Origin of the sequence: Pediococcus acidilactici DSM 20284 (assembly GCF_000146325.1) — a bacterium.
Lineage (GTDB): Bacteria > Bacillota > Bacilli > Lactobacillales > Lactobacillaceae > Pediococcus > Pediococcus acidilactici.
Map to the genome: position 1 here is coordinate 609,422 of NZ_GL397067.1, position 22,707 is coordinate 632,128.

At 43.3% G+C, this 22,707-nt stretch carries 20 protein-coding genes and 1 other annotated feature; of the genes, 2 read left to right on the forward strand and 18 right to left on the reverse strand.

The genetic code is table 11. The annotated features are described in order from the left end of the window. Positions 1–118: 118 nt before the first annotated feature. A complete protein-coding gene (locus tag HMPREF0623_RS03030; RefSeq protein ID WP_002830487.1) occupies positions 119–334 on the forward strand; it encodes a DNA-directed RNA polymerase subunit epsilon in 216 nt (71 codons plus the stop codon). A gap of 3 nt (positions 335–337) precedes the next feature. Further along, positions 338–2,014, forward strand: a complete 1,677-nt coding sequence (gene rnjA, locus HMPREF0623_RS03035; protein WP_002830488.1) for a ribonuclease J1 — start codon at positions 338–340, stop codon at positions 2,012–2,014. Positions 2,015–2,228: 214 nt separating this feature from the next. Here the strand turns inward: rnjA and HMPREF0623_RS03040 are convergent, their stop codons facing one another. The 18 genes from HMPREF0623_RS03040 to HMPREF0623_RS03125 form a co-directional block, all read right to left on the reverse strand. Continuing rightward, positions 2,229–3,650 carry a C40 family peptidase gene (locus tag HMPREF0623_RS03040; RefSeq protein WP_002831970.1) on the reverse strand — a complete coding sequence of 474 codons (1,422 nt, stop codon included), beginning with the start codon at positions 3,648–3,650 and terminating at the stop codon, positions 2,229–2,231. Between the two features lie 362 nt (positions 3,651–4,012). Beyond that, positions 4,013–5,956 (reverse strand): PTS fructose transporter subunit IIABC, encoded by a 1,944-nt coding sequence (locus tag HMPREF0623_RS03045; RefSeq protein WP_002830490.1) that lies wholly within the window; start codon positions 5,954–5,956, stop codon positions 4,013–4,015. A 10-nt stretch (positions 5,957–5,966) separates the two neighbouring features. Beyond that, positions 5,967–6,878 (reverse strand): 1-phosphofructokinase, encoded by a 912-nt coding sequence (gene pfkB / locus HMPREF0623_RS03050; protein WP_002830491.1) that lies wholly within the window; start codon positions 6,876–6,878, stop codon positions 5,967–5,969. Continuing rightward, positions 6,875–7,624 (reverse strand): DeoR/GlpR family DNA-binding transcription regulator, encoded by a 750-nt coding sequence (locus HMPREF0623_RS03055; protein WP_002831974.1) that lies wholly within the window; start codon positions 7,622–7,624, stop codon positions 6,875–6,877. The genes pfkB and HMPREF0623_RS03055 overlap by 4 nt, the downstream gene beginning before the upstream one ends. Before the next feature lie 357 nt (positions 7,625–7,981). Next, positions 7,982–9,034, reverse strand: a complete 1,053-nt coding sequence (locus tag HMPREF0623_RS03060; protein ID WP_002830493.1) for an AI-2E family transporter — start codon at positions 9,032–9,034, stop codon at positions 7,982–7,984. Between the two features lie 96 nt (positions 9,035–9,130). Then, positions 9,131–10,081, reverse strand: a complete 951-nt coding sequence (locus HMPREF0623_RS03065; protein WP_171461288.1) for a ribose-phosphate diphosphokinase — start codon at positions 10,079–10,081, stop codon at positions 9,131–9,133. 90 nt (positions 10,082–10,171) lie between these two features. Beyond that, positions 10,172–12,682 carry an SF1B family DNA helicase RecD2 gene (recD2, locus tag HMPREF0623_RS03070; protein ID WP_004165978.1) on the reverse strand — a complete coding sequence of 837 codons (2,511 nt, stop codon included), beginning with the start codon at positions 12,680–12,682 and terminating at the stop codon, positions 10,172–10,174. Next, on the reverse strand, positions 12,682–13,341 hold the full coding sequence (locus tag HMPREF0623_RS03075; protein ID WP_002830498.1) for a tetratricopeptide repeat protein: 660 nt from the start codon (positions 13,339–13,341) through the stop codon (positions 12,682–12,684). The genes recD2 and HMPREF0623_RS03075 overlap by 1 nt, the downstream gene beginning before the upstream one ends. A gap of 9 nt (positions 13,342–13,350) precedes the next feature. Then, on the reverse strand, positions 13,351–14,025 hold the full coding sequence (locus HMPREF0623_RS03080) for a histidine phosphatase family protein (protein ID WP_002831977.1): 675 nt from the start codon (positions 14,023–14,025) through the stop codon (positions 13,351–13,353). A gap of 205 nt (positions 14,026–14,230) precedes the next feature. Beyond that, positions 14,231–15,364, reverse strand: coding sequence for a tRNA 2-thiouridine(34) synthase MnmA (mnmA, locus tag HMPREF0623_RS03085; RefSeq protein ID WP_002830501.1), 1,134 nt, complete (start codon positions 15,362–15,364; stop codon positions 14,231–14,233). Positions 15,365–15,490: 126 nt separating this feature from the next. Then, positions 15,491–15,832, reverse strand: a complete 342-nt coding sequence (locus HMPREF0623_RS03090; protein ID WP_002830502.1) for a DUF1831 domain-containing protein — start codon at positions 15,830–15,832, stop codon at positions 15,491–15,493. 12 nt (positions 15,833–15,844) lie between these two features. Then, a complete protein-coding gene (locus HMPREF0623_RS03095; protein WP_002831978.1) occupies positions 15,845–17,005 on the reverse strand; it encodes a cysteine desulfurase family protein in 1,161 nt (386 codons plus the stop codon). Continuing rightward, positions 17,002–17,706, reverse strand: a complete 705-nt coding sequence (locus HMPREF0623_RS03100; protein WP_002831979.1) for a 5'-methylthioadenosine/adenosylhomocysteine nucleosidase — start codon at positions 17,704–17,706, stop codon at positions 17,002–17,004. Before HMPREF0623_RS03100 ends, HMPREF0623_RS03095 begins: the two co-directional genes overlap by 4 nt. A gap of 12 nt (positions 17,707–17,718) precedes the next feature. Continuing rightward, entirely contained in the window at positions 17,719–17,970 is a 252-nt protein-coding gene (locus tag HMPREF0623_RS03105; protein WP_002831980.1) for a hypothetical protein, read from the reverse strand. An 8-nt stretch (positions 17,971–17,978) separates the two neighbouring features. After that, a complete protein-coding gene (locus tag HMPREF0623_RS03110) occupies positions 17,979–18,518 on the reverse strand; it encodes an NUDIX hydrolase (protein ID WP_002831982.1) in 540 nt (179 codons plus the stop codon). After that, positions 18,518–18,730: a cold-shock protein gene (locus tag HMPREF0623_RS03115; protein WP_002830506.1), complete on the reverse strand. Its 213-nt coding sequence runs from the start codon at positions 18,728–18,730 to the stop codon at positions 18,518–18,520. Before HMPREF0623_RS03115 ends, HMPREF0623_RS03110 begins: the two co-directional genes overlap by 1 nt. Before the next feature lie 155 nt (positions 18,731–18,885). Then, positions 18,886–21,687 carry an isoleucine--tRNA ligase gene (ileS, locus tag HMPREF0623_RS03120; protein ID WP_036671487.1) on the reverse strand — a complete coding sequence of 934 codons (2,802 nt, stop codon included), beginning with the start codon at positions 21,685–21,687 and terminating at the stop codon, positions 18,886–18,888. Positions 21,688–21,752: 65 nt separating this feature from the next. After that, positions 21,753–21,969: a binding site (T-box leader), on the reverse strand. Continuing rightward, positions 21,965–22,693, reverse strand: a complete 729-nt coding sequence (locus HMPREF0623_RS03125) for a DivIVA domain-containing protein (RefSeq protein WP_002830508.1) — start codon at positions 22,691–22,693, stop codon at positions 21,965–21,967. Its footprint overlaps the feature before it by 5 nt. Between the last annotated feature and the right edge of the window lie 14 nt (positions 22,694–22,707).

Below are 22,707 nucleotides of genomic sequence, written 5' to 3' on the forward strand. Positions count from 1 at the left end.
CTTATAAGTACCGCTGTGATAAAATATTCTAAGATGCGTTGTAGTAATACAACTTATTGAACGGGAAAAACTTTATTTTTATTGGAACACATTTTTATTGAAGAAGGAAGGAAAAAACATGATCTTTAAAATTTATTATCAAGAATCAAAAAAAGAAATGCCACGCCGGGAGAATACCCGCTCACTATATATTGAAGCTGACTCTCAACCAGAAGCAATTAAGCGTGTCGAAGACCACAATCCCGATTTTAACCTCGAACAAATTGAAGTTTTAGAGGGGAAAGCCCTTGAATACGAACAACAAGGGGTAAACTATAAGCTTGTGGAGTACTAAGCGATGGGTAAGATTAATATAAAAAATAACGAGACGGCCGTTTATGCAATCGGTGGTCTAAATGAGATTGGAAAAAACACCTATGGAATCCAATTTCAAGACGAAATTATTGTTGTAGATGCCGGTATCAAATTCCCTGAAGACGAACTTTTAGGAATCGATTACGTCATCCCCGATTATCAATTTTTAGTCGCAAACCAACAAAAAATAAAGGCTTTAGTGATCACCCATGGTCACGAAGACCACATTGGTGGAATCCCGTTTCTACTACAACAAATTAACGTGCCAATCTATGCTAGTCCACTAGCTGCCGCCTTAATCCGGGGCAAACTTGAAGAGCACGGATTGTTAAAAACTACCGAAATTCACGAAATTAACGAAGATACCGTGATTAAGTTCCCTAAAACTAGCGTAAGCTTCTTTAGGACCACCCATTCTATTCCGGACACTCTCGGAGTAGCGGTGCACACCCCTTCTGGCGTGATTGTGGAAACTGGTGACTTCAAGTTCGATCTCACCCCTACCACCCACCAGCCGCCTAATTTACAAAAAATGGCTAAGTTAGGTGACGAAGGCGTACTGTTATTGATGTCCGATAGTACGAATGCTGAACGTGACGAATTTACCAAATCCGAACGCTGGGTTGGTAAATCAATCCGTAAAATTTTTGAAGAAGTTCAAGGACGGATCATTTTTGCGACCTTTGCTTCCAATATTTCCCGGATTCAAATGGCCGCCGAGGCTGCGCTGAAGCACGGCCGTAAAATTGCGGTCTTTGGGCGCTCTATGGAAGCAGCGTTAGTTAACGGACGTGAACTAGGCTACTTAGATATTCCTGACGAAGCGTTGGTTAATGCTGAAGAAATCCGGCACCTCCCCGCTGATAAAGTATTGATTATGTGTACCGGCTCGCAGGGTGAGCCAATGGCCGCCCTAAGCCGAATCGCTAACGGGACTCACCGACAAATTTCGATTGAACCTGGTGATACAGTTGTATTTTCAAGTAATCCGATTCCTGGAAACACAATCAGTGTAAATAACGTAATCAACGAATTGGAAGAAGCCGGAGCACGAGTTATTCATGGTAAAGTCAACAACATCCACACTTCTGGACACGGTGGCCAAGATGAACAAAAATTAATGCTCCGTTTAATGAAACCTAAATACTTCATGCCAATCCATGGCGAATACCGGATGCTTCAATTGCATACCGAATTAGCTCACGACTGTGACATTCCCTTCGAAAATAGCTTTATCATGTCCAACGGGGACGTCTTAGCCTTAACTAAAGACTCTGCTCGGCGTTGCGGTCATTTTAATGCCGGGGACGTCTATGTTGATGGTAATGGCATTGGCGACATTGGTAACGTCGTTTTGCGTGATCGTCAATTACTCTCTGAAGAAGGTTTAGTGGTCGTCGTAGCCACCATTAACCTCAAGACCAAAATGATTGAATCAGGACCAGATCTATTATCGCGTGGGTTTGTTTATATGCGTGAATCTGGGGAACTCATTAATGAAGGACGGCGGCGAATGTTTGCCACGATTCGGCAAGCCATGCGCAACCCTCACGCTAACGAAGCTTCAATTAATCGAGCAATCATTGATGATTTACAAAAATTCCTGTACGATCAGACCGAACGTCACCCGGTAATCATCCCAATGTTAATTATGGATTAAAATTTCAAACACCGCTAAATCAAAATTAGCGGTGTTTTTTAATATCTACCGCTTGCAATGTGGCTTAACTACTCCACTTAACTTGCCTACCCCTCCCCCTGCGCAACAATCCTGCTAAATTTCACTATTGAAAATTGATTCCGTGCTAACAAGAACATACAAAAAGGCCCCGCTAGTAAAAGCGGAGCCTTGTGAAGACGACTGTTAGTCAATCTTATTTAACTCTCCCAGCAAAGCTTGGGTAGAAGTATGATGAAATTGTTTGTACTTTAACGTTTTGACCAAAGGTTGGTGCACTTGCGTATTGGTTGTTACCAAGGTAAATACCAACGTGGTAAGTTGCTCCTGGAGTACCCCAGAATAACAAGTCACCTGGTTGAGCAGCTGAAACTGACTCTTTGTTAACGTATGATTCCATTGCTACGGTGTAGCTTGGTAAGCTAATCCCTGCAGCATGTTGGAATACGTAAGATACAAAACCAGAGCAGTCAAATCCTGCAGGTGTCTTACCGCCCCAAACATAAGGAATGGTGTTGTTAGCTAACGAAGTAGCCAAACCGGTAACTGATCCTGTGTTTTGGACGTTGCTAGTTGCTGCACTTGATGGTGCCGCTGATGAAGCGACGTGGTTTGTTGAAGCTGCAGGAGCTGCACTCGATGGTGCTGCCGATGAAGCGACATGATTAGTCGTTGCAGGAGCACTTGATGGTGCTGCTGACGAAGCGACGTGATTTGTAGCTGCAGGAGCACTCGATGGTGCTACTGATGAAGCGACATGGTTTGTTGCTGCAGGAGCACTTGATGGTGCCACTGATGAAGCAGCTTGTTGTTGCTTACTAATTTGTGGAGCAGCTGAACTTGCTGCTTGGTTTGCATTAGTAGCAACCGAAGCACTGCTTGCTGCAGAAGCAGGTTTGCTGTAGCTATGGCTTGCTGCACTGTTTGCTTGAGTAGAAGAAGCTGTTGCTACACTACTTGGAGCAACTGAACTTGGAGCTACAGAGCTTGCTGCACTCGAAGTAACTGCACTACTTGGAGTTTGGCTAGCTGCAGAACTGCTTTGTACCGCTGAAGAAACTGCTGCACTATTGGAAGCTGCTGATTGAGTAGCTTGCGAAGTTGGAGTTTGTACTTGTGGCTTAGCAGCTGAACTTGCTGGTGCTGCAGGTGCTACATATGTACTGTGTGTTGAAACGGTATTTCCGCTAGGAATGTTAAGTTGTTGTCCCACAAGAATTAATGAGCTAGTCAAGTGGTTTGCTTGCATTAAAGCGTTAACTGAAACACCATAACGCTGAGCAATTACTGAAAGACTGTCGCCACTCTTTACCGTAACCGAGTCAGCCTTTACTTTGTCACTAACACTTGTTTTGGGTTCGGCGTTGTTCTTTTCTGGAATATTGATTTCTTGACCAACAAAAATCAAGTGACTGTTTTGATTAATGTTATTCAAGGATTCAATACTCTTAATGGAAACTCCGTATTTTTGAGAAAGTGCCCAAACTGTGTCGTTCTTTTGAACTTTCACAGAATCAGCATGCGCAACTGCTTGTGAACCGCCAGCAACAAGTAATCCCGCACCGGCTACTCCGGCAAGCAATAATTTGGACGCATTTGATTTAGATTTAGATACCATTATAAGTTTGTCCACTCCTTAAAGTTTTCGATTTATATATTATTTCATTCGACTTTATTCAAAATAAATTATAATTGGTTTTGCACGTCTATAATATTAGCATTTTTCGCCAACTTTGAAAACACTATTTATACATCAGATATTCAATTTTTCTTTAGGAATTCTTATAAACCCCTTCAATACGGTGTTTAACAAAACTTAATAAATTCAAATTTTTTTGTCCCGCTTTTTTGATAAAAAGCTTAATTTCAAGCACATTTAGCTAGCGTTACAGTTTTGTTACAAAAAAAGCACATTGTTACAAACCTTGTAACAATATGCTTTATTGCATTAACTATTTTTATGCACAAAATGAATATTTATTAGTCATTAGTAGTGCGCCGTGGCTTCCAGATTCCCATAATGAACCCTGCAACTACTGCCCCAATTAAGACTGATAGGACGTAGAAGAGCTTGTGATCCGCTAACGCAATTACCCAAAGGCCACCATGTGGTGCAGGAACGCTAACTTTCCAAAGCTGACTTAGTCCACCACCAATTGCTGAACCTACAATACTTGAGCCGATTACCCGGAGCGGATCAGCCGTAGCAAATGGAATTGCCCCTTCGGTAATGAAGGAAATTCCTAATACCCAGTTAGAAATCCCCGCTTCGCGTTCTTGTTCAGTGAACTTCTTTGGCCAGAAAGTTGTCGCAATGGCCGTTGCTAATGGTGGAACCATCCCACCTACCATTACGGCCGCCATTAGATCACCATTTTTGGTTGACGTAAAGGCCGCAATCGCAAATGCGTAAGCCGCTTTATTAAACGGACCACCCATATCAATCGACATCATTCCGGCTAAGACAGCTCCTAAGAGGACTGCATTACCAGTACCCATGCCTTCCAAAACACCAGTTACCCAAGCGTTTACCGCCGCAAATACCGGGTTAATAATGAAGAACATTAGGGCCCCAACTAACAATAAACTGACAATTGGGTAGAATAGCATCGGTTTCAAACCTTCTAATGATTTAGGAATGAAGCGGAAGAACTTCTTTAGCGCATTGACAATTAAACCAGCCGCAAAACCAGCAATCAATCCACCAATGAAACCTGAAACACTATTAGTATGCATAATGCTTGCCGCCGATTGGGTAGCCATGTAACCACCAACTACCCCGGGCATTAACGCAGGTAAATCACCAATTGATTGAGCAATAAACCCAGCTAAAATCGGAATTAAGAACGAAAAGGCGTAATTACCGATATCGTTTGGGAAGGTGAACCATAAGCTGGTTGCCGAAGTATATCGTTCAATAAAGAACGAAATCGCCATGATAATCCCACCACCAACTACGAATGGTAGCATGTGGGAAATTCCGTTCATCAAGTCCTTATATACTTCGTTCCAAAAACCGCCCTTAGATTCATCAGCAGCATCATCGCCATCGGCTTGGCTTGCATGAAACGTGCTTGCCTGATGGTTTTCGACCATTTCAATTAATTCATCAGCTTTGTTGATCCCATCAATTACCGGCCGATTTAGCAAGGGTTTCCCATTGAAACGCGCCATTTCAACCTTTTTATCGGCGGTGACAATTACTCCGTCTGCACGTTCAATATCTTCCTTAGTTAAACGATGCTTTACCCCTTCGGAACCGTTAGTTTCAACCTTAATATCGATTCCCTTATCTTTAGCTGCTTTTTTCAAAGCTGCTTCCGCCATGTAAGTGTGGGCAATTCCGTTAGGACAAGCTGAAACCGCAACGATAAATGGTTTTTGGGTTGCTGAAGTTTCTTCAGTTGCAGGAGCCGCATTCGTTGCAGGAGCTTCGTCTTGAGTATCTGCAGCATCTTCGGCATCCTTCGCCGCTTCCGCTTCTTCAAACAATTTAATCACGTCGTCAGTACTTTCCGCTTTTTTCAACTTCGCAACTAGGTCCGGGTTGATTAACAAACTGGAAAGTTTTGCCAGCGCTTGTAAATGGGCGTTATTCGCACCCTCAGGAGCTGCAATCATAAAGAAGAGGTGGACTGGTTGTCCATCTAAGGCATTAAAATCAACGCCTTGACTGCTCTTAGCAAATAACACGGCTGCTTGGTTAACCGCATCAGTTTTAGCATGTGGCATAGCAATCCCATCACCAATTCCGGTGGTGGATTCTGCTTCCCGATCTAATATTCCTTTAAGATATTTTGCACGATCGGTAACGACTCCTTCAGCCACGTACTTATCAATCATTTCGTTAATCGCTGCTTCTTTTGAATCAGCTTTTAAATCTAGAATCATCAAATTTGGTTTGAGTAGATCCTTAATTTTCATCCTTCATGCCTCACTTTTCAAAAATTTCAATTGCGTTAGCAACTTCATCAATCTTAGCTTTGGTGGCAATGTCTAGTGAAAAGGCCGTTGCACTACCACAAGCTAAGCCTTGTTTAAAGGCCCGTTGCTTATCGTGGGATTTAACCAATTCTCCAACAAATCCAGCAAGCATTGAATCACCTGCCCCAACCGAATTAACAACGGTGCCTTTAGGTGCAAAACTGCGGAAAACCTGATCCTCAGTAACGAGCATCCCTCCTTCGCCAGCCATTGAAATCATTACATTTTGAGCGCCCATTTCAATTAGCTTTTTACCATATTCTTCAATTTGGTCATCGGAAGTTAGCTTTACCCCGAATAAATCTCCGAGCTCATGATTGTTAGGCTTAACGACCAGCGGATGGCTATCCAACGTATCTAACAAACCTTGTCCTGTTGTATCAACCGCGAAGCTCGCTCCATTTTGGCCGATCTTCTTGATAATGTCATCGTACAAAGTTTGTGGTAAGTTTGCTGGAACACTACCGGAGAAAATCACTACGTCGCCTGCCCCAACCTGGTCGAACTTGGCCATGAATTGGCTTAGTTCTTCATCGTCAATATTAGGCCCCAACGCGTTTAATTCCGTTTCTTGTTGAGCGTGAATTTTCACATTAATCCGGGTATCTTCCTTAATGCCAACAAAATCGGAATGGACCTTTAACTCTGTCAAGGCGTCGGCCACAAATTGCCCGGTAAATCCCCCTAAAAATCCAAGGGCGGTATTTTCCACATCTAGTTCATTAAGAATCCGGGAAACGTTGATGCCCTTTCCCCCAGGAAACTTACTTGCAGACTTCAATCGATTAACTAGCCCAACTTGCATTTCGTCTAAGCTGATTACGTAATCGATTGAGGGATTAAGCGTTACTGTATAAATCATTTTTGAACCTCCAAGTAATTTAGTTGCTGATCAGTTTTTAACCATTCTGGACATTCGTCAGCAATGATGGTTACGTCCTGTAAATCAGCAAACCTTGCAAAAGAAGTCTGATCAAATTTACTACAGTCTGCCAAAACATATGCGTCCCGACTTTGTTCAATTGCCGTGGATTTAATTTGCGCTTCCTGAATGTCCGGAGTGGTTAACCCTTGAACACGGTCGATTCCGTTCGTTCCCATAAAGCAGCGGTCAAAACGGAAAGTACGCAACCGATCGACCACTTCAGCGCCGATTAACGCTCGGGTCTTGTTTTTTAGCTGTCCGCCAACTAAGTAAGTCTTTATATCAAAATCAGACAATAAGCTAGCAATCGATAAGCCATTCGTGACCACTAGCAAACCCTTGAGTTCCGCTAAATAAGCAATCATTGAAGCGGTAGAAGTACCAGCGTCCAAAAAAATCACTTCGTTGTCTTGGACAAGCTCCGCGGCCCGTTTACCAATTTCATTCTTTTCTAGTAAGTTCAGTTTGGACTTTACTCGAAAATCAGTTTCATCTTGTAAATTGGTTTCTAAACGAGCTCCTCCATAAATCCTCTTCAACTTTCCGGCTGCTTCTAGGCGTTTTAAATCTCGCCGAACAGTGGAGATAGAAGCGTCGTTTTCTTGCATAATTTCATTAACCTTAACGAATTGACGTTCTTTTAACATTCGCAAAATGTTTTTCTCACGCAGTTCTGTAAGCATTTTCATCAACTCCCTAAAAGAATATATCACCATTCTTCGCCAAAATCAATCAAAATTGTTCAAAATAATTCATTTTTGTTCAAAAAGATTCAAACGAGCGTGGATTTTTATATTTACATCTTCTGGTATCGGGTCCTTTACAAAGTTACGCGCAAAAAAGTGACCCGGGAAAACTAAAAAATCCTTTTTTAGGGTGAAACTATAAAAAAATTTAACGAGTTGCCTTTAATAGCGTCAACAGTCAACCCGTTCCGCTTAACAAAAAACGACCATATGCCAATTTAGGCATAATAGTCGTTTATTAGTTAAGACGCACAAGCTAGCCGTCTTTTATTTTCCATAAACTATTAGTTTAAATTATTCAAATTCCTCTTCAATAGCTTCTTTGGGATTCTTTGGCCGGCGTCTTTTGATCTTAATTCCTAACAGATCAATAAAGAAGGCCACCGTAGGAATTCCCACGATTAACCCCCACGTTCCAATCATCTTTGCGCCAATGATTAGCGTGATGAAGGTGACAAACACTGGTAAATCCGTGGCTCCCGCCATTAGTCGAGGATGTAGGAAATACGATTCGAAAAAGTGGATTACCGCCACTAACGCTAACACTTCGACTACTGAAACCAATCCATTAGCCGAAAAAGCCACAATACTCAACGGAATTAGGGAGATTAACACCCCCGCGACCGGTATCAAGCCTAAAACAAAAACAATGATGGCCATTAACAAGAGTTTAGGAATCCCAATTATCCATAAACCAATCACCATCAGTCCGGTATTAATGCTACAAATGATTAGCTGCGTCTCAATCACGGTTCCTAAAATTAAGACGTACTTTCGTAACAAATAATATACAAGGTTAAATAGCCCTTGGTAACGGCTATGTAAAATTGCGTGTCCAAACTCCCGTAAGTGGTTGTAAGTTAAGTTGAAAACTAAGCTTAAGAATAACGCAATCATCACGTGCTCAGCCGCAATCCCAATCCGGCCTAATTGGTTCAATCCCGACATAGCAAGGTGCTGGCTGCCCTTAACCGCCGTGGTGTTTTTTGCAATTTCATTAATGATTCCTTGAAAATATTTGTTATTAAAAGCATCGCTGTTAATCGCTTGCCCAATCAACGCGGGGATCCCCTTTAATTGGTCATAAAGCATTGAAGCGGTGAAAGAAAATACCACGGCCGCAAACGCTAACAATACCGAGTAAAAAATCAAGGTACCGAGCGGTTGATTGACATGCAGATACTTTCGAATATTTTTAATACCCACGTGGGCAACAAACGAGAAAATGACAATCAGCAAAATTTGCGACATAAACCCGCGTAAAAGATACACAATTAATAGCAGAGCCGCCAACGTTGTCCAGAGTTGTACCGACTTCTTTTGCCAAATCCTTACTAAAACGTCCATTATTTTCCTCCAGTTATATCTTAAAGGGCCTGCACAAATTATAATCTGTTGCAGGCCCTTTTGGGAAATATTTATTAATATTTAATGGTTATTTAATTAGTTTTTGCTTTTAAATAGCGGTGCGAGCGGTTCGTTGTTGTAAATCATCTTGATTGCGTTCCCTAATAAAGGTCCCACTGATAATTCGACTAACTTTTCAAAGCGCTTCTCCTCACCAATCCTAATGGAGTCGGTAACGATCACTTTAGATAGCTTGGAAGCTTGTAAAATTTGGGGTGCGTTCCGCGAAAAGATTGCGTGGGTAGCTGCACCATAAATTTCAGTAGCACCAGCATTATGCAAAGCTTCGGCCGAAATTGTCAGCCGGGTTCCCGTATCAATCATATCGTCGATCACTAAGGCAACTTTTCCTTTAACGTCACCGATGATCTCCGTAGGAATTTCGTTGAGGTTTTCCGCCGATTCTTCGTTACGGTTATCAATAATCGCAATCGGAGTTCCTAATAATTCCGCCATGTTCCGTGCCCGAGAGACACTCGCGTGGTCTGGAGAAACGACCACGAGGTTTTCAGAATCAAAATTATGTTCTTGGAAATAGCTTGCTAACAAAGGCGCCGCCGCCAAATGGTCGACTGGAACATCAAAGAATCCTTGGATCTGCGGAGCATGCAAATCTAGAGTCAACACCCGCGTAATGTCATCATCTTCCAACAAATTAGCGATTAATTTTGCCGTAATGGGTTCCCGTGAACGAGCCTTGCGATCTTGACGGGAATAGCCGTAGTAAGGAATCACTACGTTGATCTGCCGAGCACTTGCCCGCCGTAATGCATCAACCATGATTAACAGCTCCATCAAAGAATCGTTAATCGGATCCGAAATTGATTGAATCACGTACACTTCCGCTCCCCGAATACTTTCTTCGATGTTAACCTGAATTTCTCCGTCGCTGAATTGCTTAATGGTTGCCTTTCCTAATGGAATTCCTACTTCGTTTGCAATTTTTTCTGCTAACGCCCGATTCGAATTTAAAGAGAATATTTTCATTCTTCTTTTTGCTTTGCTTTCCACGGCTAAACCTCCAATTTTTATCTACCGCTATTATAGCCATCTTTAGTTATCAACTTCAACAAATACTTAAAGAAAATCCCGGGGAGTCACCCCGTCCATCCCAATCATCGGATCGATTTTTCCGGTTTCTACCAGTTGTTTAGTCAAAAGAGTTGGTTCATCCCCGCTAGTTGCGAAAGTTTCCGTAACTTCTGGCTTTGTAAGGATCGACTTACGCTGAGGTTCCCCTGCTTCGCTTTTTTCCGAAGTCGTTTTGGGTTCAGACTTTTCTGCAATTGGCTTTTCCGTTATGGCAATTTCCGGATTAAGTCGCTTAACTAAGCCAGTTTGCCGGTTAGCCGATTCGTTTTGTACAGCCCGTTGGTAAGCTTCTACCTCACCTAGTAAAATGATGGAGTCTGACGCCCGGGTTAACCCCGTATACAAAAGGTTGCGCTGTAACATCCGGTAATACTGGCGTACCATCGGTAAAATCACCACCGGAAACTCGCTTCCTTGCGATTTATGAATCGAAACGCAGTAAGCTAACGTCAACTGGTTTAGATCATTTTTTCCATAGGTAACCTCGTTGCCATCATAATCAACAATTAACTGTGCGTGACCCTTTCCCGCTTTTTCGGTAACTATTCCAGTTATTTCCCCGATATCCCCGTTAAAAATATTATTTTCAGGTGCGTTAACTAACTGTAAAACTTTATCACCAATCCGAAATTGCTGGTGATTTGCTTCTAAATATTTAGGGTGATCAGTTTGCGGGGGGTTAAGCACCCGTTGCAAATGACGATTGATTTCATCGATCCCTGCGGCTCCGCGGTACATTGGCGCTAAAACTTGGAGGTCGTTTTTAGACAGTCCCCGAGCCACCGCGCGTTCCGCAATTTGATCGATTGCATCCGCAACTTGGTAAGCACTCGTCTTAATAAACGATTTGTCAGGACGATTTTGGGTAAAATCATCCGGCATTTCTCCGTTTTGAATGCTGTGCGCCATTTGGATAATTGAAGAATCCTGCTCTTGCCGATAAATTTTAGTTAATGAAATTGTTGGAATTTTTTGACTACGAATCAAGTCACTAAAAACTTGTCCCGGTCCTACCGACGGTAACTGGTCCTTATCACCAACTAACACAACTTGCATTTCGGCGTTAATCGCTGAAATCAAGGTATTGAACAGCCCCGTATCCACCATGGACATTTCGTCCACCACGAGAAGTTCTCCCCGTAATTCTTGGATTTGTTCGTCGTGTAAATCGTCATTCCCGTTCAAGCCCAATAAACGATGGATGGTTTTAGCGGGAACACCGGTAACTTCACTCAACCGCTTTGCAGCCCGACCAGTGGGAGCAGCCAGTTGAATGGGATAATCCTGGTCCGGATTGGCGTTGGGATCAAGATCTAGATCGTGCAGTTCCGCAAAACTATTAATTAGTCCCTTTACAATGGTGGTTTTACCAGTACCAGGCCCCCCAGTAATAATGGTAATTCCGTGAGACAGCGCCATTCTAATTGCGTTATTTTGAGTTTCGTCATACTCGAGCGCAAGATGTTCTTCCGCGCGTTTAATTGCCCGGTCAACCGCTTTTTCGTTAACCTTAGGAGGATTCTTAAGCAGATGCTGGAGCTGGTAGCCAATCGCTTCTTCTGCTTGGTAAAGCCATTTTAAATAGATTTGGCCGTTTTCTCCAACCACCCGTCCTTGTTTACCCAACTCAAGTACTTGTTCAGCAATCTTTTCAGCATTAATTTCGTTTCCCAATAGTTGCTGTGCCCTTTGCAGCATTATTTCCGCAACCATGTAAGTATCTCCGGTGCTGTTACACCACTCTTGAATCGTGGCTAAAATACCGCTTTGCAAGCGTCCTGGAAAATCAACCGGAAAATTTAGCTGCTGGCCAATTGCGTCGACACGCTTAAATCCAATATTTTCGATGTCATTAGCTAACTGATACGGATTTTCTTCGATAATTTTCAAGGTATCTTCGCGATATTTTGCAATTACGTTATCGGCGGTTTTGCCTGAAATTCCCAAATCCGCGAGTTTGATCAGGATCTTCTCCATCCCATTGGATTCAGCTAGCACCGTTTCAATCACGTCCGCCTGCGCGCTTGATAATCCGATATCCCTAAGCACCTGGGCATTATCCTTAATTACGTCAATGGCGTCCATCCCCAGTTGTTTAACAATCTTTTCAGCAGTTTTCTTTCCAATTCCCTTAAATTGCGAGCCCGCAAAATATTCAACTAACCCTTCCTTAGTATCTGGTCCTAACCGACTAGCCTGGCTTAATTGAATCTGGGTTCCGTACTTGGGGTGTTCCACCAATTTGCCCTTAAATTGGTACTTAGCTCCCTCCTGAACTTCCGCCATGTTGCCAGTTACCACAATTTGGGGTTCCTTCCAATCAAAGTCTTGATCAACCACGTCAATCAAAACCACCTTAAATAAACTAGTGGGACTTTCAAAAAAGACGGCGTTAACCGTCCCAGTTAACTCCACCATTTTATTCATGGAAGTTGCTTTTTTTGGAGGTGCTGCTGAACCTTCATCACCAAAAAGGTTTAGTTTCTCAAATGCCATTAATCTGCTTCCTTTGACGAATGCAATAGTTTATCAATATCGACTAGGCGTTGCTTTGCTTTACTGAAAAATTCGGGATCAATTTGTTTAGCTTTGGCAAAGTAATCGTTATCTGGTTGCTGGGTCAAGGTCATTTCGACCACTCCCCGGTTAAATAATAATTTCGCAGTATTTTTATTTTTCAACGCCACGTCGTAATATTTTTGGGCCGCTTGAGCCTCTCCCATTGCTAAATTGATATCGCCCATTAATTCATTAGTCTCTGGATCTTGCTGATGCTGTTCTAGCGCAGTCAATGCAAAGGCAAAGGCTAGCTTATACTGACTTTGTGCGTAATACCCTTGGGCAATCATTAGGTTAGCGTCGTGCCGGTATTGAGAATCTTTAACAGTTTGAAATGTAGCGTTGGCCCGCTCATAAAGCCCTGTTGCGTAATAAACATTGCCGAGCCCGTAAGTAAGTAAATCTTGGCTAGGTTGATCACTAAAAAGCCCCCGTGCTTTAACTAGGAGTTCTTCAGCTTGATCAAAGCTTTGCTGTTTAACCAAAACCGTGGCTAAAGCATAATAGTTTTGGGCATTGTGTGGGTCTTGATCAATTTTTTGAATTAATTCGTGAACTAAATTTTGGTTTTCTTCATTTTCTTTTTTTTCCGTCATCTTTTCACCTTAAATCACGTCTGTAGGATCTGTTTTTTTAGTTAAGTAGCTAGTATCGTTCCAGTCCAAGAGCCGGTACGTCTTTCCCTGATCACGGGTTTCTAGGATAGTGGTACTAGTGTTGGCGAGGCCGCCCCGTTTGCGTAAGTCGGGCAACGGAACCTCTAATAACGCGTTAATAATCGCGTTTAACGCGGCTCCGTGGCTTACAATAATTACCTGGTCATCGTCGCCAGGGTTGGATTCACAAATCCGTAAAATTGCTGGACGCATTCGTTCAATGAGGTGTTGGAAGGTCTCTCCCTTGATTCGGGCGGGGAAATAGCGTTCGGGGTGGTTACGAAAAGCATCCACTTCTTCAGCATATTTCTTTTCAACGTCGACAAATTTCATTCCCTCCATCACACCTAAATCAAATTCCCGTAGACGACTGAGAATTGTTAAAGGGGTTGCGTGACCTTGCAATTCATCCAGTTCGTGTTGCAAGGTGGTGGCCGTCACCCGTGCCCGACGAAGCGGGCTAGCATATATGTGGCGGAACTGCTGGGGTGCTAAAAAAGCGGCTAATTGCTTAATTTCCGCGTAGCTTTCTTTTAAAAGGGGGGAGTCCCCCTTTGCTCCTTGATAACGCCCTTCTAAATTCCATTCGGTCTTTCCATGTCTTACAAAATATAATTTTGTCAAATCTCTCGTCCCTTTATCAATGTGTTTACCCACTATTTTAACATTAAACGCTAGATTGGTAATAGTAACGCTAGCCTTTTAACGGCAAAGAAAAAGGCCGGGGAAATTTTCCCCCGACCCTATTTGGTATTCTTTTTTAATTGTACTGAAAGTCGTCTTTGCTAAACTTGCGTTATCAAACACGGAAAAATCAGCGAACCCTTTTTTAAACGTATTGCAATTGTTGCTTGCTCTCGCTATAGGCAGCATCAATAATTCCGCCACCGATGCACTCTTCACCATCGTAAAGCACGAGGGCTTGGCCTGGCGTAATTGCCCGAGCAGGCTCGTCAAAATCAACGGTAACCTTAGAGAAATCGTCGCTGAAATGCACCGTTACTGGAACATCCTTAGCACGATAACGGAACTTAGCCGTGCACCGGAAGTCATGGCCGCGCTCTTCGCCCAACCGGTTTACAAAATGCATGTCGGAAGCGTCCAAGCTAGCGGCGTAAAGGTGCGGATTATCAAATCCTTGACCAACGTACAGGATATTCTTGGAAAGGTCCTTACCAACCACGAACCAAGGCTCATTGTTCTTAGAACCGCCCCCAATTCCGAGTCCGCGACGCTGACCGATGGTGTAGTACATCAATCCAGCGTGCTCGCCCTTAACTTCGCCATCAAGGGTCATCATCTTACCAGGCTTTGCAGGAAGGTAGTTGCTTAAGAACTCACGGAAGTTTTTCTCACCAATAAAGCAGATTCCCACCGAATCCTTCTTATCGTAAACTGCCAAACCAGCTTCCTTAGCAATTGCGCGGACCTCTGGCTTAACCATGCCCCCCAATGGGAACATAACCCGGTCAAGCTGTTCAGCACTAAGTTGGCTCAAGAAGTAGGTTTGATCCTTATTACTGTCCGTAGCGCGCAAAAGGTGCTGATGACCATTTTCGTCGCGCTCTACTTGTGCGTAGTGACCCGTTGCCACGTAATCAGCTCCTAAACTAATTGCGTAGTCTAGGAAAGCCTTAAACTTAATCTCGTTATTGCAAATTACGTCGGGATTAGGCGTCCGGCCCTTCTTGTACTCGTCTAAGAAGTAGGTAAAGACCCGATCCCAGTATTCCTTCTCAAAGTTAACGGAATAATAAGGAATCCCAATCTTAGCGGCTACCTTAGCCACGTCCTTATAATCCTCGGTAGCAGTACAGTATCCATTTTCGTCAGTGTCGTCCCAATTTTTCATGAACACCCCAACGACGTCGTAGCCCTGCTTTTTAAGCAAATAGGCTACTACGGATGAGTCGACACCGCCGCTCATCCCGACTACAACACGCGTCTTGCTGTTGTCTGTCATTATATATCACCATCATTTCTAGAGATTCTGGAGAATCTTACGATTGAAGGTCGCAATAAATCCAGTAAATTACATTCTATAACAATCAATTCGGAAATTCCACCGTTAACAAAAAGTTAGTAAAAATTATTCTTGCACGAGGACTTCCCGTTCCAATAGTTGGTCAATAATGAAATGGTATTGCTCCACTAAGGGTTGGTCCTGCTCGCGCTTAAAGATGTTTGCTTTTTGCATTCCGTTAGCGGTCACCGTACTCATTTTAAATGCTGAAAAATCAGGTTTAATCATTATTTTTAACTTAATGCCCTGGTTGTACGGCGAAGTAGCATCCAACGACCGTTCCAAAATAAAGGTTCCGTTATTTTTAGTAGTGAATCCTAAGTCAGTTAACGTATAACGCTTCAAGTTTTCGCTAAGCCGGTAAACGTGGGGGTCTCCGGCAATGGTAACTTCTTTAGTAAATGCCATGCCTACATCTCCTTACTTTTGTTTTAGGTGCTTTAAACGCTCCTCAATGGCAATAATCTGCTCACACAAGTAGTCTACATCTTCCGTGGTGGTGTTTTTACCAAAGCTAATCCGGATTGATTCCCCGATGCGTGGTGAATCAGCTCCGTACATCGCCGTGAGTACGTGGGAAGGTTCCAAACTCCCCGCCGTGCAAGCTGAACCGCCGGAAATTGCAACTCCGGCCAAATCCAAATTGGTTTGCATCACGTAGGTAGACATCCCCTTCAACCAGATGTTAAAGACGTGTTGTAAATTATCTGGCGAAAGTGAGCCATTAATTGCAAAATCAACGTCGTGGTCTTTAAGCTGCTGAATAATTTGTTGCTTAAAACCGGCGTAGCGTTTTTGTAAATCTGCTTTAGTCTGTTCATCCAGCAAACTTACCGCTTTAGCAAACCCCGCAAGGTTAGCAACGTTTTCCGTACCAGCCCGACGCTTATCTTCTTGTTCACCCCCGCGGATAAAACTATCAAAGTTAACTGCTTCATTTTTGTACAGAAAACCTGTCATTTTTGGTCCGTTGAGCTTGTGTGCCGAAGTGGACAAGAGGTCGATATGATCCCGCTTCACGTCAATATCTAACAACCCGTAAGCTTGAACCGCATCGGTATGGAAAACCGCCTGATGATCCTTTAAAATTTCACCAATTTCATGGATTGGCATCCGACTTCCCACTTCGTTGTTTCCCATCATGATGCTAACTAAGATGGTCTGATCGTTAAGAGCTTCTTTAAACTGGTCTAAGCTAATTACCCCGTCTTCGTTAACGTCTAAATAAACTACGTCAAAGCCCATTTCCTCTAAATGAGCCATCGGTTTTAGTACCGACGGATGTTCAATTTTAGTGGTAATGACCCGCTTACCAAGTTTACGGTTACGTAAAGCCACCTGCGTAATGGCGGTATTATTACTTTCGGTTCCGCCACTGGTAAAAATTATTTCATCATCGTTGGCATTAATACTTTGAGCGATTACGTGACGCGCTTCGTCCAACTGAGCCCGCGCTTGTCGACCAAAGCCATGTAAACTGGAGGCATTGCCCCAGTTATTCTTGAGTTGGTCAGCAATGACATCCACTACTTCAGGAGCAGTTGGTGTAGTCGCCGCGTTATCTAAATATACTTGTTTCACGCTTGCTTCCCTTCCATCTTAAATAAATCAATTAGCATGTTGGCAGAACGTTTTCCCGCCTCAATGATAAATTCATCAAAGGATACTCCAGCTTCGTCATCCCCCGTGTCAGACATCGCCCGGACTACGATAAACGGCTTATGGAACTGGTGGGCAACTTGTCCGATGGCTGCCCCTTCCATTTCACAACATAACGCATCGGGGAAATGGTCTAAAATTGCTTGGACCTTTTCTTGACTCGCAATAAATTGGTCTCCCGTGACGATTAATCCAGTTTTCACGTTTAAGTTAGTATCCTGAGCGGCTTGTTTAAACTTTTCTATTAACGCTGAATCCGCTGCATAACGGGCAACATCTTGTTCTGGTAATTGACCGTAAGCGTACCCAAACGCAGTTGCGTCCACGTCATGATAGGCAACTTCCGCAGACAACACCACGTCGCCTACCGCAAGTCCCTGTCCAATTCCACCAGCAGAACCGGAATGAATTAACGCATCGACTTTAAAATTAGTAATCAAAATTGCAGCAGTAATCCCAGCTTCAACTTTGCCAATTCCAGAGCGGACTAGCACAACTTCGACATCTTCAATACGGCCTTCGTAAAAAATGACCCCGTTAATATCCGTTTGTTTAGTTAGCTCAAGATTTTCCTTAAGCGCCTTAATTTCTTCTTCCATTGCGCAAATTACGCCATACTTCATCTTCTTTTCCACCTATCCTATAAAAAATAAAACGAGAAATACTAATACAATTCCCACCGCTAAAAGTGCAATTGCAATGTTGAGTTTCTTTGCTAAAGCGCGACTTTTTTCTTCAGCAATCTCGTCGGTACTAAACCGCTGTTCGCGACTCGTCCGTAACCGTGATTCATTTTTAGAATCTTCATTTGCAGAAGTTTCCTCCGGCGCCTTTTGTGCGTGAATTTTTTTCTGGTATTCCGCACGGGTTTGATTCTTTTCGTCCAAAAAATCACCTACTTTGTGGTCGCCTGCCAATGGTAAATTGCAAGCACCGTTTTTGCATCTTCAATTTTACCGTCTTCGATTGCTTTTAGCGCTTCGGATAGTGAAAGTTCAAAAACTTTTAAGTTTTCACCTTGATCCCGCGGTAATTTATCTTCCACCGGTTTTAAATCAGTTGCCTTATAAACCGTCATGTATTCGTCCGTAAAGCCTGGTGCGGAATAAAAGCCGACCATTTTTTCGATCTTTCCGGCAGCGTAGCCCGTTTCTTCATTTAATTCACGCTTAGCGGTTTCTAAAAAATCTTCACCTGGTTCCACTTTGCCAGCGGGAATTTCAATCGTTGGTTTAGCAACTGGTGCCCGCCATTGTTTTTCAAAAAGGGCTTTACCGTCTGCAGTCAGCGCCAAGATTGCAATCGCATCCTGGTGTTTGACTACGTCTCGATTAGCCAACGTGCCATCCGGTAACTCTACCGTTTGTTGGTAAACGTCAACAATTTCTCCCTTATACCGGGAAACTGACTTAACTACTTTTTCTTCTAAATCCATTAATCCTGTTCTCCCTTACGAAATACTTTTACAGCCACCAATCCTTTGGGACCCTCAGCCACCATTAACTGGACGACCTCGTTTTCATCTAAAGTTTTAAAATCATCGGATTGTACCGCACTATAATGTACAAAAGCCTTTTCCCCGTTGTCAAGCTCGATGAAGCCGTAACCTTTGGTTTTATCAAAGCTCGTTACCGTACCAGTTTCCAAATTGCCCACTCCTTTTATTATTTAATACCATCATAATCGTGAGAACTACTTCTGTAAATTAAAAAAGAGACTGAATTTTTCAGCCTCTAATTTTAGAGCGTTAGTTATGGGCAAGTTTTTTCAAATATACCCGCCCTTTTAAATCTAACGGCGCCCTATTTTTCTTCAAAACCTTCGGTAACTGCTTCCGGATAATACTTTGTAACGATTGCAGCACAGCTAGCACATAAGGTTGGGAAGTGTTCGTCACTACCAACATCCGTCTTCGTCATTCGGCACCGTTCGCAAACTTCTCCTTCAGCAGGTGTGATTTGAACCGCAACTTGACCGTCAAAACTTGCCGCATCTTCAGGAGCTTCTGCGAGGTCCCGAACTTCTAATTGCGAAACAATCAAGATCAACCGCAAGTCGACGTTTAATTCGTCAACAACTTGCTTAGTAGCTTCGTCAAGGTACAAGGTTGCCTTTGCTTCCATTGATTTACCAATCATCTTTTGGTCCCGTGCTTCTTCAAGAGCCTTTAAGACGTGAGTCCGTAACTTCTTGACGGTTTGCCACTTAGCCAACAGGTCTGCTGCCCCGGATAATTCTTGCACTTCTGGCATTTCAGCAAGCTGGACAAATTCTTCCGGTTCAGAGAGGAACTGCCAAATTTCTTCCGTAGTGTGTGGTAGAACTGGCGTCATTAACTTCGTCAAACCGACTAAAATTTGGTAGAAGACGGTTTGCATTGACCGGCGTTTCAAACTATCTTCCGGTTCAATATAAACGACGTCCTTCGCAAAGTCGAGGTAGAACGCGGAAAGATCCGTAATGATGTAGTTCATCAACGCCTTGTAAATTTCAATGAAATTATATTGGTCGTAATCTTGCCGAATTTCCTTAACTAATTCGTTAAACCGGACTAACATGTAACGATCTTCTGGTTGCAAGTCAGCGTAAGCTACGGTATTAGCTTGAGGATCAAAGTCCGCCGTGTTTGCTAATAGGTAACGGATTGTATTCCGGATCTTCTTGTAAGAATCTGAAATCTTTACAAAGTTATCTTGCGAAACCCGCACGTCAGACGATGAATCAATGGAAAGTACCCATAACCGAATGATTTCAGCACCCATCTTTTTAATGATGTCTGCTGGCACAATTGTGTTACCTAAGGACTTACTCATCTTATGGCCCTGTCCGTCAAGGGTAAAGCCTTGCGAAATCACCTGCTTGTATGGTGCGTGACCCGACATCGCCACACTAGTAATCAAACTAGAGTTGAACCAGCCGCGGTATTGGTCAGAACCTTCCAAAGTCAGGTCAGCCGGATACTTCAAGTAATCGCGTTTTGCCAAAACCCCTTGATGTGAAGAACCGGAGTCGAACCAAACGTCCATAATATCGGTTTCCTTGGTAAACGTTCCGTTTGGTGAATGTTCGCTAGTGTAGCCTTCTGGTAGCAAGTCCTTAGCATCCCATTCAAACCAGATGTCAGAACCATGTTTTTCAAATAGTTCCGCAACGTGTTCGATCGTTTCCCCATTCATGATTGGCGTACCGTCTTCAGCGTAGAAGATTGGTAGTGGCACACCCCAAACCCGTTGACGAGAGATTACCCAGTCGCCACGGTCCCGGATCATGTTGTGGAGTCGTTTTTGACCCCATTCTGGGAGGAACTTAACGTCTTTTAACGCGTCCAAGATTTGATCACGAATTTTGTCTACCGAAGCAAACCATTGTGGAGTAGCCCGGAAAATAATTGGCTTCTTAGTCCGCCAATCAAACGGATAACTATGTGTGTAATCCATCTGCTTAAGCAAAGCGTTAGTTGCTTTTAACTTGTTCAAGGCAATTTCATTAGCATCTTCGTAGAAGACCCCTTCAAAATCAGGACCCGCTTCAGCAGTGAGGTAACCACGATCATCGACTGGTACAAAAATATCGAGGCCGTATTCTTTACCAACCCCGAAATCGTCTTCCCCAAAGCCAGGTGCCGTATGAACTAATCCCGTTCCGGAATCTAAGGTTACGAAGTCCCCTAACATAACCACTAGCTTGCGATCACTATCAAATGGGTGGAGCGCCGTAATGTTTTCTAACTCCTGCCCGCGAACCGTCTTGATGGTTTCAACGTCTTGCCACCCAAATTGTTCAGTAGCGTAACTCAACCGGTCCGTGGCAATCACAAATTTGCGGTCGTCACCCGCGGGTTTCACAACGGAATAATCAAAACCAGCATCAATGGTAATTCCTTCTGAAGCCGGAATGGTCCATGGAGTCGTTGTCCAAACTACGAAGTAAGTGTCTTGATCCAAGACGCCCTTACCATCGCTTACTCGTTCCGCATAAAAAGCAGATGGCGAAGTAACGTCGTGATACTCAACTTCCGCTTCTGCCATTGCCGATTCGGAAGACCATGACCAAAATACGGGCTTTTTACCGCGATAAATCAAGCCTAACTCAACCATTTTAGCAAAAGTCCGAATTTCTTCTGCTTCAAAAGATGGTTGCAAAGTTAAGTATGGGTTATCCCATTCGGCAGCTACTCCCAAACGCTTGAAGTCTTCGCGTTGCTTGTCAACTTGTTTTAAGGCGTAATCGCGACATAATTTACGGAATTCAGCCGTCGACATTTTTTTACGGTCGTGGCCTTCCTTAGTTAATTGTTGTTCAATCGGTAAACCATGCGTATCCCAACCCGGAACGTACGGGCTCCGAAAACCACTCATTGATTTATATCGGACGATAATATCCTTAGAAATCTTGTTCATCGCGTGACCCATGTGAATGTTTCCGTTGGCATATGGCGGTCCGTCATGAAGAACAAAACTTGGCTTGCCCTCATTTAATTTTTGCCGTTGTTCATAAACTTTGTTTTCAAACCAAACGTCTTCGCGTTTCTTTTCGTTTACCGGAAGATTTCCGCGCATTTTAAACTTGGTTTTTCCTAGATTTAAAGTATCTTTAACCCGCACTAAAATCACTCGCTTTCCTAAGTATTATTCTTGAAATTTTAGACAATAAAAAAGACTCCATCCCTACTAGGGACGAAGTCAAATCGTGGTACCACCCAAATTCAAGGACGTTAAAAACGTCCTCCTCATTTTCCCATAACGGTGGAAACCGACAGCGTCTACTAAATACTTCAACGCTGCACTCAAAAGTGATTGTCCTTCTAACTAGCAGACTAACCTCACACCAACGTTAGCTCGCTGAACTGCTGATTGCTAGAAGTCCCTCTTTTTTTACGTTTTATTTTTTAGGATTTACGTGGAACCCTTGGTCAGTGGGTTTCCCCTGTTCGTTAGGTTGATCTTCTGGAAAGACCACCACCGTTTTTAGCTCATCTTCTTTGGGCTCTACAGCAGGTGTGTCCGGATCAATTTTCCCAACTTCTTCTGAGTGTACACTGTTTTCCTGAATAATGTCAAGCGCTCCGCTATTCCGCATTGCTTCCTTGATTTCACCAATCGTTAGCAATTCATCAGAACTCAATAAGTTATCCCAATCGCGTCCCTTGATCATTTGTAATTGTGATTCAAGAAGTACTTCCAGCTTTTGCCGGAAACTACGGGCTTGTTTTTTCAAGTCGTCAGTTGCCACAATAACCTTTTGAGCTTTGCCAGCAGCTTCGCCGATATAGCCGTCCGCTTTTTTGTGCGCATTTTTGACCACTACTTCAGCTTCTTTTTGAGCTTCTTTAGCAGTGAATTCCGCTTCCCGTTTAGAACTAATTTTAACCTTATCCGCGGCATCTTGGGCTACCATAATCGACTTGTTCAAGGATTCCTTCATCTCGTCGAAATATTCCACCCGGCTCTTGGCTTCGGCTAATTGGCGCCGTAACGAATCAATTTCATCATGCAAACGCCGTTGTTCAAAAGCAACGTCATCTAAAAATTCGTCAACTTCGTCGGGGTTATACCCGCGCATTTTGTTGGAAAAGTGTTTTTGTTGTATATCTTGTGGTTCAATTGCCATCTGAATAAAACCTC